Here is a 12,378-nt window from a genome sequence, read left to right on the forward strand (position 1 = left end):
GCCGAGCGCGTCCGTACCGAGCAGTCCGCGGGACGCTTCCTCGGCGACACCGAGATCATCACGACGACCATGATCGAGGAGCAGCTCAAGACCGGCGACTATGTGCAGAAGGTCGGTGCGATTCCGAATGCTGCCAATCTGCGGGAGCCGTTCAAGGTATCGGACGTCAGTGTGCCCGCCTATGTGCAGCCGATGGGTATCCTGATCAATACGCGTCTGGTCAAGGCCGACGAGGAGCCGAAGAGCTGGAATGACCTGAACGACCCCAAATGGAAGGGCAAGATCCTGTCGGACGACATGCGTCCTCTGGGCAGCGGCAACACCATGTTCGCCGTTCTCCAGAACAAGATGGGAGCATCGTTCAACGAGAAGCTTGCCGATCAAAAGCCAATCTTCAGCCGCGATATGCGCAACGACGCGCGCCGCGTCGCGCGCGGCGAGTACCCGATCTATGTCCCGCAGGTGTTCGCCTTTGCCTCGGATCTGAAGGGGCTCCCGATCAAGGTCGTTATTCCGGAGGAGGGAGCGCCTTATGCGCAGATGGAGTTCGCGCTCTTGAAGAACGCCGCCCATCCGAATGCCGCTCGTCTGCTCATCAATCACTTCCTGGAAGCCGATTCGCAGCTCCTCTATGCGAATGCCTGGATGCTGCCGGTGGTGAAGGGTGTTGCGGAGCGCGCCAATGACGACGCCAAGATATTCGCCAATGCCAAGCTGATGGGCATGGCGACTCTCGCGGAACGCCCCAGCATGATGGAGCTGGCCCGCAAGCTCTATCAGTAGGCGCCAGATGAGCACGTTGTCCTCGAACGAGGTCGCGACGGGATCGATGCGATTGGGGTTTCGTGCCGGCCGCCTGATGGAAGGCAAGGCGCCGCGGCGGCTGGCCCTCGCGGCGCTGGCGCTTCTGCTCGCATTCCTGTCGCTCTATCCCTTGTCGATGCTGCTCTACGGCAGCCTGCACACCACGCCGCCGGGAATTGCCGGGACGTTCGATCTGTCGGGCTATCGCCAGGTCTTCACCTGGCCGACCGCCCTGCTGTTCGCCAATACGGTCGGCATCTCTCTTCTCAAGACGATCTTCTCGCTCCTGCTGGCCGTTTTGTTCGGCTGGATCATCTCGCGTACGGACACGCCGATGCGCGGCGCGCTCGAGGTCCTGATCACGCTGCCGTTCTTCGTTCCGCCCATTCTCACGGCGATGGCCTGGGGCATGCTCGGTAACCCGCAGGTCGGCGTGATCAATCTCGTCTGGCAGAGGATGTTCGGCTCCGAGACGCCTCTGATCAATGTCTATTCCTATTCCGGCGTGGTGTGGCACATGGTGCAATACTCGACGCCGTTCCTGTTCCTTTTCGTCGTCGAGGCCTTTCGCGCCATGGATCCGGCGCTGGAGGAGGCGAGCCGCATGTGCGGCGGCTCGCAGTGGAGCACGTTCCGCCGGGTCAGCCTGCCATTGATGATGCCGGCGGTGATCACGGCATTCCTGCTCAGCTTCATTCGCGGGCTCGAGAATTTCGAGTCCCCGCTGTTCTTCGGTACGCCTGCGCGGATCGAGGTGGTGACCACCGCGATCTACAATTCCATCCACCATCAATCGATTCCGAATTATCAGTTCGCCAGCGCGCTGAGCTTCGTCATCATGGCGCTGATGTTCCTGCTGGTGTTCTGGCAATGGCGCATGCTGCGGGGCCGTAGCTTCCAGACCGTAACCGGCAAGGGCTATTCGCCGCGCGTCATCAAGCTTGGGTCGTGGCGCTGGCTGACCTTTGCCCTGTGTATGGTCTTCTTCCTCGTCAGTGTCGTGCTGCCCATAGGTCAGCTGCTGCTCGGTTCGTTCTTCCAGTTCTTCGGCTTCTATCAGTGGGACATGCTGACGCTCGATCATTACCGCTCGGTGCTCGGCAATGACGAGGTCTGGCGCGCGTTCCGCAACACCTTTCTGCTCGGTTTCGGCGGGGCTTCGGTGACCATGTTGCTTGGCAGCATCGTCGCCTATGTGTCGACGCGAACGCGCTGGTCCGGTCGCCGCCTGATCGACGTACTGGCATGGCTGCCCTGGATGATGCCGGGCATGGTGCTCGCCGTCGGCTTTCTCTGGGGTTTTGCCTTCCTGCCCGGAGCGATCACCATCTACGGCACGATCTGGGCCTTGCTGATTGCCTATGTCGCGCTGGGGACCCCGATTTCCGTGCGGGTGATGTCGGCCGCGTATCATCAGCTTTCGTTCGATCTTGAAGAGTGCTCGCGCGTTCACGGAGCGGGCTGGTGGCAGACGTTGTGGCGGATCCTGGTCGCACTGGCGTGGCCGTCATTCGCGGTTGGCTGGGTGCTGACGTTCTTCGGCATCATGCGGGAGCTCAGCGCTTCGGTGCTGCTGTATTCGGTGGGCTCGGAGGTTCTCTCCGTCGTGTTGCTGCGGATGTGGGAGAACGGGCAGGCCGAGGCAGTCAGCGTGGTCGGCCTCATGATGATGTCGCTGGTTTTCCTGTTTCGCTGGGTGCAGCTGCGGCTCATCAAGCGCTACGTCAACGCGCTGTGATCGAAACGATCGGGATACGAATATGGCAGAAGTGCTTCTCGAAAACGTCTCCAGGACCTTCGGCGGGTTCACGGCGGTGGATGGCATCCATCTGCACGTCGCGGCGGGCGAATTCGTCACGTTGCTCGGGCCGTCGGGCTGCGGCAAGACCACCACGCTGCGGATGGTGGCGGGCCTCGAGGAGGCAACGGGCGGGCGGATATCGATTGGGCGGCGCGTTGTGAGTGAACCCGCCAGGCATGTTCATCTTGCTCCCGACCGACGCCAACTCGGCATGGTGTTCCAGTCCTACGCGATCTGGCCGCATATGCGGGTGTTCGACAACGTCGCTTATCCGCTCCAGGTGCGTAGGCGGTCGACGGCGGAGATCCGCGAGCGAGTGGATCGAGCGCTGCGGCTGGTGGAAATGGATCGCTTTGCCGATCGGCCGGCGCCGGCTCTCTCGGGCGGACAGCAGCAACGGGTGGCGATTGCGCGGGCGATGGTGTTCGAGCCTGAGGTGCTGCTGCTCGACGAGCCCCTGAGCAATCTGGATGCGCGGCTGCGCGCACAGATGGGCGACGAGTTTCGCTCGCTGCAGAGGCGACTGGGCATCACGACCCTTTACGTGACTCACGACCAGGACGAGGCCATGGCGCTCTCCGATCGGATTGTGGTCATGCGGGGCGGGCGGATATTGCAGATCGGGACACCCACCGAAATCTACCAGAGGCCTAATTCGGAAGCGGTCGCGAGCTTTCTCGGCTCGCCCAATCTCCTGGATGCGGTCGTCACCGGGGTCGAGGCGGCTGCACCGGACCTTTCGCGGTTCGAGGTGCGGGGCGAGGGCTGGCAGGGCATCGCGTACGGAAACCAGTCCTTCTCGTGTGGGCAGAGCGTGCGTGTGCTGGTGAGACCGGAGGACCTCCGCGTCGGGCCCATCTCGCAAGATGTCGACGCCGCCTGGCGCGGCGAGGTCATCGCGTCGGTATACCGGGGTGCGCGTCGATCTCTGCGTCTGCGGACGAGCGCGGGGGAGCTTCATTTCGAGGTGCCTGCATTGACGGAGATGCGGCTCGGAGAGGTGGTGCAGGTCGAGGCCGCAAAATCGTCGCTGTGGACCGTGGCCTCCAACTAGCGACGGCACCGCCTGCGCCGTTTGCGCGAGGGCATTTCGGCGCGATCAGGCGGCAGATCTCGCCGACAGGTTCTACCTTGCGATCTCGACAAAGCGTCCGCCGCCGGCGAAAGCGCAAAGCCGGCGCGGCTGAGGAGGGACACGTGCCGGCCGATCGGCCCGCTCGCTACTCGCCGTCATGCCCGATCGGGACCGGGTGTTTCCTAGAGGTTTTGCCTCACGCTCTGGAGGAACTGTTCCTTCTCGCCGGGCGCGTAACCTTGGGACGCTCCGTAATACGGTTCATTGGACTGGTTGTACGGCGTGCCCCGCGAGTGGACCCGCGGCTGAGGTGGCACGTACGCTCTGGTCCGAGCGAGCGCGCTTGGATCGGCTTGGCGCGAGTTATGCCCCTTGTTCGCTCTCGACGACGCTCCAGCGTAATTCGGGTTGAGGATGCACGTCTGACCGTTGGCCGACGCCCTGCATTGATCCATCGTCGTGTAGCTGCATCGATAGTGGGTGGCACCGAAAGAGACGACGGCGAGGCAAACGGGAAAAGCCGGATCGTGTTTTTGAGCCCGGGCGTGCCCTGCTGCTAAGGCGATACTCATCGTCAAGATCGTCAAAGCGAATGAGCGCATTGGAATGTCCTCCAAGTCCGCACGACACCGGGTACACGCTGGCCGTCGGCAGCATTGATCCAAGTCAATGCTCCCGGAGCGCAGCGGGGCCTCAGGAGCCGCAGGAACGCGCACCAATTAGATGTTGTCCGCCGGTGTCTCCACCTTCATCCCTCGCGCGGGCATCGGAAGGCGGCACATTCGCGCGGCGCGGCTCACGCCCCTCCCGTCACCGTCCGCGTCAACGAGCTCCGGGCAAACTTCTTCAGCGGCATCGGCTTGCCGAACAGATAGCCCTGCACCAGGTCGAAGCCGATCTCGTTGGCGGCGATCAGGTCGGCGCGGCTCTCGATGCCTTCGGCGACCGCCGGCACGCCGTACTCGCGGGCAAGCTCGACGACATGACGGCACACGTTCCGTTTCAAGCGGTCGTTGCCGCAGCCGGTGACGAAATGACGATCGGCGTTGAGCTTGGCGAAGGGGAATTTGTCGATGCCCGTCAGGGCCGGCCAGTTGGCGCCGACTTTGTCGATCGCAAGTCCGATGTTGTGGAAGCGCACCTCGCGCGCGACGTCGCTCAGCGCTCCGATCTCCTCGATCACTTCGTTGCTGCCGATCTCGATCGTCAGCCCGTGGAACGCCGGATGTGTCGGCATGCGGCGACAGAGCTCGCGCACGGCCTGCGGCTCTCTCAGATATGACGACGGCAGGTTGATCGAGAGATCGACCTTGCTCTGCTGCTCCATCAGGTAATGCCAGTCCCGGAATGCGCGTTCGATCACGAACTCCGACAACGCGCAAAAATGCGGATCATGCGGCTCGGGGATGAAGTAGGCCGGCGGCACCACGCCCCAGGTCGGGTGCCGCATCCGCACCAGCGCCTCGGCGCCGCAGCGAACCAGCGTGCGCGCGTCGATCTTCGGCTGGTACCAGAGCTCGAGCCAGCCGGCATGAAGCGCCTCGCCGACATGCACTGCCGGGCTCGGCGCCGGTTCGTCCGGCAGCAGCACGGCGATGCGGTCGCGCAGCGTCTCGGCCGCGAATGGCGTGGTCAGCGGCGGCAGCATATCGAGGCCATATTCCCGCCCGACCTGCTGCACTGCCTTCAACACGATCGACTCGCGGGCGCCGACGGCGAGAACCTTGCCGGCGAATTGCTCGCGGACCAGCGTTTCCAGAATCTTCCCGGGCTCGATGCCGTCGGCGGCGATGCCGAGCAGAACGAGATCGGGCAGTTCGGCGACAAGGACGCCTTGCAAATCGTCGACCCGGCCGCATTCGCTGGTGACGAAGCCGAGGTCCTCGAGGATATCGCCGAGGAAGGCCCGCAAATGCCGCTTGCCGTCCACGACACAAGCCCGCGGCGTCACCTTCCGCCGTCCGAAGATTGCAGGTTTCCGTCCGACCAGTTCAACCAGCCCGTCGTTCATCGCACACCACTCCCGTTCCGTGACGGTCTCTTAACGGCGAGCGAGGCTTCAAATATGGAGAGCTTCAGCTTGATTGTTGAATTATTCGAGTAACGTTAGAGCGCACACCATTCGTAAAATTGTACGAAAATCGTTCGAGAAGATTTTGCGATTTGCGGCGCGCCGTCCCGATGTTGCGGAAATTGAACGACATAACGGCGACGATGTGTCGGTGCGTGCTGGCGCCGCGCGGCTCGATTGGGACGCGCCGCACGCCGCGCCGCCCCAATTGAATAATGACGGTATCAGTTGCCGGTTGTCGTCTGCCTGTTGGGCACCTCTTCACGACTCTGTGCCAACGGCGGCAAGGATATCATGACTTGGCGCGCTCGCGCCCGGATGACGTTTGAGCGCGGTCGTACCAGGCAGTCTTGCAATTGTGAACCACCTCACAAGGGTCCGAACGCGGCCGCGGTATTGCTGCTCGCGGCCGCACACGCGTTCGGCCGTCGAGGACCGCAGCAATGACGACGCGGCGCATGATGGTCTGGTGGTTCAGATTTGTCCTGTCGGGACGGTTTCTCGACCGCTTTCTCAGGCTGCCGCGCGCGTCGCGGGATTAGCGCTGAGTCGCTTTCTTCAGGTCTGTCCGATCAGCTTCCGGAACACCGCTGCGCCGTCGGTGACGGCGTCGCGGCCCTTCCACGCGAGATAGGTCAGCTTTCCCGTCAGCGACTGGTTGCTGCGCAGGCGGCGCGAGCCGAGGATGTGGCCGACATTTGCGGGGAAGCGGCTGACCTCGGCGGCCACCAGCGCCGAGATCGCATCCATCAATTGCTGCAGGCGGACGCCCCATTCGGACTGCTCGATGTCGTCGATGCGGACCCGCAGCGCATACTCGGTGTCGTAGATATCGGCGAGGAGATCGCGCGCGACCAGCACGCGGTTGTGCTTGAGTGCGACCCGCAGCGCCAGCCGTTTGTCGTCGAGCTGGTCGAGCGCCATCAAAACCGCGATCGCGTAGGGTGTTGCCGCGACGTCCTTTGCGCTCTTGCTGGCCGCCGATTTGGTCGCGAGGCGGATCAGATGCCAGGACGTCTGCAGGCGGCGCGCCACCAGTGCGATCGCAAAGGGCAGCGCGTTGGGATGCGATTTCCGGATCGCATCCAGCAGTGCCGTGACCTTCGCCGCCTGGCTATCGTCGAGCTTGCCGATCCGTTCCGGCAGCTTGGCATTGAACTTCATCAGCGCGTCATGCGAGCGCAGCACCTGCAGGATCTTGATGACGTCGTCGAAGGCGGTGCGCGAGGCCGTATACTGCCCGAGCTTGGTACGGGCCAGTTCGTCGCCGTCGGGCGTGGCGAGCGTATTTTCCAAAACCTTGACGACCTTGGTCTGGAACATGGAAGCGATCTTCAACGCTTCCTTGGGGTCGTTGGCGTCGGTCAGGTCGGTGATGGCCTTGATGTAGTCCCGCGCCATGGTCGGCAGCAGGTCGCGGCAGATCCACTCCCAGATCGGGGTCAGCGTGTTGCGCGAGATGCGGCCCGAATTGGCGTGCTCGGGCGCACCGTCGATCAGGAATCGTTCAAGCGGCGCGAAGAAATAGCGCGACGGATTATTGGCGCGCGCCGCCGTCGATCCGTCCTTGCGGAATTCGGCGCGCAGCTTGGACACGATGTCGGCCGAGCCGGGCATGTCGATCCCGCACAGCTCGAGCCGCTCGAGTTCGCTCAGCAGACAGCTCCGCGACAGCGGCGTCAGCTTCTGCAGAAACTCCCAAAGCTGTTCGATCTCGCCCATGGCACGCAATCTTCCGCAGCGTTTCCCGCACGGGTTATCGGCCCGTCACGTGGAGGCATTTGCGCGCTCTCAACTGCGGCTAAGAGAAGCAAGTCGCCGTTAATTAATCTGTAAAATGCGAAAACTACGGACCCGCGATCCGGGGGTGGCCGCGCGCGGAGGATTTCTGCCGGAGCCCGAGAAATAGGCAGTTTTCACAACCGGAGCACGGTGGAACCCAAGTATTCGCAAGCACTAATTGTACAATTCCGGCGGATCTTGCGTAAAACCTCTCGATTTACCGTAGTCTTACGGAGTAAAAAGTTAACCACGATTCGGCCCGAGTTCCGTTAAACGTTTCATATGGGGCATCAGCAAGATACGGCCGCTGATTCGCGACCGTCGGATTGGTACGAGGGCAACACGTCTCCGCACGAGGGGCTCGAACTCTCCCGGCTCAATGCCGCGCGCGCCCAGACGGCCGACGAGGCCGCCGCCGCGATGGCCCGCGAGCTCAACGGTCCCTTGACCGCGCTGCTGCTCTATATGGGCGAGATCAAGCACCACAGCGATCAGCTTGCACCGGTGTCGGGCGACCGCGCCTACATCCAGCGCGTGGTGGAGAATGCGCTGGCGCAGACCGAGCGGGTCTGTGCACTCGTCAAGCAGTTCGTCGGGCCGCAACGGCCCGGCACGGCGGTGCTTTCGGCGGACGCGGACACGAGGTCCGCCCGTGCGCAGGACCCTCGCCCCGTCAGCGTCGAGCTGTCCAACCTGTCGGGCCAGAAGCGGCTCACCAAGCGCGAGCGCGAGGTGCTGCGCCTGATCAGCGAAGGCTATTCCAACAAGCAGGGCGCGCTACGCATGCAGATCAGCCCGCGCACGTTCGAAAGCCACCGGGCGGAGGCGATGCGCAAGCTCGGCGCCCGCAACACCGCGGACCTGGTCCGCGCTGCGCTGCTGCACTCGATCGACTGAAGCTGTCGTGAAGAGGGCGCCCGCGCGAACTGCGCCGCCCGGCCGTTCTCAGTAGAGATCTTCCGCGAAGGGACGCACGCGCGAGACGGGCCGCAAGGCCCTGGGCTCTTCCTTGGCGGTCGGGATGATGGTGATGGTCCAGCGGGGCGGAATCGCCGATTCCTGCTCCAGCACAGAACGCACGAAGCCCGTCACCGTTTCGCTACCGGATTTCACCGTCGCCATGCGACCGTTGAACTGCGCGATGCGGAAGCGGCGGACTTCCTTCTGGTCCGCGGTTTCATAGGTGAACATAAGGCCCTCCTGGTCTCGGGCGACTATCACCACCTATGATTAGCCATGTGTGAAAATTCCACGCCGTAGAAGTACGGCGGGTACGCAACGGAGTGCCGGTTAGCTTGCCGGCTCTTGCTCGAGCGCAGCCGCATAGGCCGCGTCGACCTGGTCCATCAGGCCGCAATATTCGGCATTCGTCAGCGCCTCGACGCTGCTCTCGAGCTGCAAGGCGAGCGTGGCCAGCCGGCGATAGCCGAAGGTTCGCGCGGAGCCTTTCAGCGAATGCGCCTCGCGCGCGATTCGATCGCGATGCTGATCGAGTGCAAGCTCGCGGAAGCGCTTCAGGCGCGCATTGGTGTCGTTCCAGAATACCGCGCGGACTTCGCAGGCGCCGTCATGGCCGATCTCGCGTGCCAACTCCTCGAACGCGCCAGGGATGCGCGCGGGCTCGGCGTCGGCGGCCGACGCTGGCGTGCCGGCGGTGGTCTTGAGCATGATCCGTGTCCGTCCTGTGATCGGCCGCCGTCCGCAAGACGGAGGCTTCCCCCGGCTTGCGCTTCTAGCCTGCGAAAATTTCGGTTGTCGTAGGAATTCCGCCGGCTTTTTTCGTCGCGCATCAGTACGGCGTTTACCACGCCCGCTGCGGCGGCCCGGCGGTCGCGCTCATGAAGATCCGAGCAGCCGCTCGTATTGCGTCTTGACCGTCGCGTAGCACTCGCATGCGGTCTGGCGCAGCCCGTCGAGATTGTTGATCTGGATATGACCGCGGCTGTAGTGGATGTAGTTCGCATGCTGCAGCGTGTTGGCGACCAGCGATACGCTGTTGCGCCGCGCCCCGATCATCTGCGCCAGCGCCTCCTGGGTCAGCAGCAGCCGGACGTCGCCGGACAGGTCGTGGGTTTGCAGCAGGCATCGCGACAGCCGCGACTCCACGGGATGGGAGGCATTGCAGCCGGCGGTCTGCTGGACCTGGGCATAGACCGCGAGGCCATGACGGGCGAGCAGGGCGCGCAGGCTCGCGCTCTGGTCGGCGGCCGCGCGCAACCGGTCGAGCTCGAGCACCGACGCCGTTCCGGCCACCAGCACGATCGCGGTGTTCAGCGCCGACGCTTCGCCCATGGCGGAGAAGGCGCCGAGCAGGCTGTCGCGCCCGATCATGGCGACCTGCACATGCTCTCCCTTGGCGAGCTTCACCACCAGCGAGATGACGCCACGGTGCGGGAAATAGGCGCGCTTGAGGATGTCGCCCGTCTCGACCAGCACGGCTTCGTGCGGCAGGTCGACGGTGCGCAATTGCGCACGGATCAATTCATAGTCGTCCGCAGACAAAGCGGACAGGAAGCCGTTGGGTGGACGCGCCGTCAATTCCATAGCCCGCCTCTCGCCTATCCCGGCTGACGAAGCGCCGCTCGCTGCGCAAGTCCCGTCCGCCCATCCCTGCGCAGGCTAGGTTCCATCATCTGACCGTTGGGATATATTGGCAATTGGGACATTTGGCGCAGTCGTATTGCTGTGCATGCGTATGTGCACGCTGGCATGCAGACGAGCCGCTGCCTCCGGTTGCGGCGCGGTCATGGCTCAGCCTTCAACAGGCGTTCGTACTGCGTCTTCACCGCGTCATGGCACCCGCAGGACGTCGCTGCCAGCGCCTCTGTATCGACGATCTCGATCTGGCCGCGGCTGTACCTGATGATGCCGCTTTGCTGGAGCGTATGGGCGACGATGGAGACGGCGTTGCGGCGTACGCCGATCATCTGCGCGAGCAGCTCCTGTGTCAGCGGCAGGGTTTCGCGATCGTAAAGGTCACGCGCGCGCAACAGCCAGCGCGACAGCCGGGCCTCGACCGGGTGCAGCGTATTGCACAGCAGCGATTGCTGGGCGTGCGCCAGCAAGGCCTGTTCGTGCCGGACGATCAAGCGACGAAATCGCGCCCTCCTGTCGGCCACGTCCCGGAGGGCCGCAAGCTCGATGACCGACACCGTGCAGGGAAACAGCACTGCCGTGTCGGTCGTCGCCCGGCCGTCGGCCAGCGTTGCACCGCCGCCTATGACGCTGTCGCGCCCGAGCAACGCCACCGCGATCGTCTGTCCCTCGGCGAGGTTGACCGTCAGCGACACGGCGCCGTCATGCGGGAAGTAGACGTGCTTCTGCGCGGTGCCCTGCTCGCCGAGAATCGTCGCTCTGGCCAAAGCAGCGGTCGACAAATGAGGCTGCAGCAGTGCGAATTCGTCCGCGTCGAGCGCCTGCAGCAACTGATTTGACGGTCGGCCGCTCTCGGTCATGCGAAGCCCATCATGCTCTCAAGGATTGGGGTCGAGCGCCGCTTCATTGTCTAGTTGCAGCGTTACTAGAATGTAAGGTACAAGTTGTGCATTGGTCTATATTTACGTTAGAGGGCAGACAGCCTGCCGCATTTGCGGCGGAAATGTGGACGGCGTGATTCGCAAAGACCTGGCGGCGCTGCCTGGGTCGCGCCCAACGGGCGGGAGAAAACGGCAAGGGGGCTATCATGAGCCGCATGCTGCCGGTCAGCAAGCCACGATGCTGCGGGCGCCATGACGTCTTGATGACACGGGCGATCCCGCGCGCCTGCCGCCGGTCTTCAATCATTGGTCATCGCTCGTATTCAGCGCGGCGCTCGGACGGGGCGGCCCGCGCGACATCCCGCATTTCGCCTCAAGCCAAAGGAGAAGGGAGTGCCCCACGATTCAATTATTGAATCGTCGAAACGAGAAACTCAATCGGGGACAGAACGTCTGCGCCGGATTCTTGTTGTCGACGATGACCCCATGGTCTGCATGGCCATCGAGGCTCATCTTCAGCGCGATGGTTTTGAAGTCACGATGGCGAGCGGCGGAGAGGCCGGACTGCGGGCCCTCGAACGCGAGCGCTTCGACCTGATCATCATCGACATCTTCATGCCGCATATGCGCGGCTTCGAGTCGGTGAGGCTGTTTCACGAGAAGGCACCGACGATCCCGCTGGTCGCAACGACGGGTTACTCCTTCGCCGACGTCAACTCGCCGGCGCCGGATTTTCTGAGGATGGCGCTCGAACTCGGGGCGACCCGCTACCTGCGCAAGCCCTTCACGGCGGCAGCACTGCTCGCCGTCATCAACGAGTGCCTGTCCCCGGCGGATGCCACGCGCTCCGACGTGAAAGCCAAACGCTTGGGTTAGCGCGCCGGCATTGCGTCGGGTGCCGCGCTAACGAATTATTTACCGTGACTGGAGCGCGCGCCCGTTGGCCGGCCTCCGCAAGATGTCAGGTGTTGGTGCATTCGCGCACGACGCCAATTTGGTTCAAATTGCGCGGCGCCCGCGTAGCGCCTTCCGCAGCCTCAACATTTTCGTAACGCCGCTTCGCCACCGTCAGAAAAGTTGCGCGCGCTCGACGCTGCAAGTGTGAGTTCCGCGAGCTTGCCGAAAACCACTCGTCCTTCGGCGCAAATGCTTCAGTTGTCTTCAATATCCGTATTAGCACGGAGGTGGAAATTAACGGGACCGTGAAAGGGAGTGTCTAACCATTCAGGAGAGGGCTCTCCGTCGATTTCTCTCCTCTGCTTGGCAAAGGTGCCGGTCGCGAGAGGCCGCTAGGCCGACGTGATCAAGGGCCGCCGGCCGGCCGCGAAGTCCAGGTTAGTAAGGCGTATCTCATGGATGATCTGTTGCG

12 protein-coding genes are annotated in these 12,378 nt (G+C 63.4%); 5 read left to right on the forward strand and 7 right to left on the reverse strand.

What is annotated here, in order from left to right; all coding sequences use genetic code 11:
* The 3 genes from C2U70_RS28630 to C2U70_RS28640 form a co-directional block, all read left to right on the forward strand.
* The coding region (locus C2U70_RS28630; protein WP_140981986.1) for an ABC transporter substrate-binding protein at positions 1-783 on the forward strand (783 nt) is incomplete at its 5' end.
* 7 nt (positions 784-790) lie between these two features.
* Positions 791-2,542 carry an ABC transporter permease gene (locus tag C2U70_RS28635; RefSeq protein WP_140981987.1) on the forward strand — a complete coding sequence of 584 codons (1,752 nt, stop codon included), beginning with the start codon at positions 791-793 and terminating at the stop codon, positions 2,540-2,542.
* A 22-nt stretch (positions 2,543-2,564) separates the two neighbouring features.
* Entirely contained in the window at positions 2,565-3,659 is a 1,095-nt protein-coding gene (locus tag C2U70_RS28640) for an ABC transporter ATP-binding protein (RefSeq protein ID WP_140981988.1), read from the forward strand.
* 203 nt (positions 3,660-3,862) lie between these two features.
* Here C2U70_RS28640 and C2U70_RS28645 read toward each other — a convergent pair whose 3' ends face one another.
* The 3 genes from C2U70_RS28645 to C2U70_RS28655 all read right to left on the reverse strand — a co-directional run bounded on the left by C2U70_RS28645 (position 3,863) and on the right by C2U70_RS28655 (position 7,473).
* Complete coding sequence (locus tag C2U70_RS28645) at positions 3,863-4,282, reverse strand: DUF3551 domain-containing protein (RefSeq protein ID WP_140981989.1); 420 nt, start codon at positions 4,280-4,282, stop codon at positions 3,863-3,865.
* Between the two features lie 194 nt (positions 4,283-4,476).
* Positions 4,477-5,691 carry an EAL domain-containing response regulator gene (locus tag C2U70_RS28650; protein ID WP_140981990.1) on the reverse strand — a complete coding sequence of 405 codons (1,215 nt, stop codon included), beginning with the start codon at positions 5,689-5,691 and terminating at the stop codon, positions 4,477-4,479.
* A gap of 618 nt (positions 5,692-6,309) precedes the next feature.
* A complete protein-coding gene (locus C2U70_RS28655) occupies positions 6,310-7,473 on the reverse strand; it encodes a hypothetical protein (RefSeq protein WP_140981991.1) in 1,164 nt (387 codons plus the stop codon).
* Positions 7,474-7,815: 342 nt separating this feature from the next.
* Between C2U70_RS28655 and C2U70_RS28660 the strand changes: the two genes are divergently transcribed.
* A complete protein-coding gene (locus C2U70_RS28660) occupies positions 7,816-8,430 on the forward strand; it encodes a helix-turn-helix domain-containing protein (protein WP_140981992.1) in 615 nt (204 codons plus the stop codon).
* Between the two features lie 48 nt (positions 8,431-8,478).
* Here the strand turns inward: C2U70_RS28660 and C2U70_RS28665 are convergent, their stop codons facing one another.
* The 4 genes from C2U70_RS28665 to C2U70_RS28680 form a co-directional block, all read right to left on the reverse strand.
* Positions 8,479-8,724 (reverse strand): hypothetical protein, encoded by a 246-nt coding sequence (locus tag C2U70_RS28665; protein WP_140981993.1) that lies wholly within the window; start codon positions 8,722-8,724, stop codon positions 8,479-8,481.
* A 99-nt stretch (positions 8,725-8,823) separates the two neighbouring features.
* Complete coding sequence (locus C2U70_RS28670; protein WP_140981994.1) at positions 8,824-9,201, reverse strand: Hpt domain-containing protein; 378 nt, start codon at positions 9,199-9,201, stop codon at positions 8,824-8,826.
* A 168-nt stretch (positions 9,202-9,369) separates the two neighbouring features.
* A complete protein-coding gene (locus C2U70_RS28675) occupies positions 9,370-10,077 on the reverse strand; it encodes a Crp/Fnr family transcriptional regulator (RefSeq protein WP_140981995.1) in 708 nt (235 codons plus the stop codon).
* Between the two features lie 200 nt (positions 10,078-10,277).
* Complete coding sequence (locus tag C2U70_RS28680; protein ID WP_140981996.1) at positions 10,278-10,988, reverse strand: Crp/Fnr family transcriptional regulator; 711 nt, start codon at positions 10,986-10,988, stop codon at positions 10,278-10,280.
* 414 nt (positions 10,989-11,402) lie between these two features.
* Here C2U70_RS28680 and C2U70_RS28685 point away from each other — a divergent pair, with 414 nt between their 5' ends.
* Positions 11,403-11,885, forward strand: a complete 483-nt coding sequence (locus C2U70_RS28685; protein WP_140981997.1) for a response regulator — start codon at positions 11,403-11,405, stop codon at positions 11,883-11,885.
* The last annotated feature ends 493 nt before the right edge of the window (positions 11,886-12,378 follow it).

The organism is Bradyrhizobium guangdongense, assembly GCF_006483445.1.
Classification (GTDB): domain Bacteria; phylum Pseudomonadota; class Alphaproteobacteria; order Rhizobiales; family Xanthobacteraceae; genus Bradyrhizobium; species Bradyrhizobium guangdongense_A.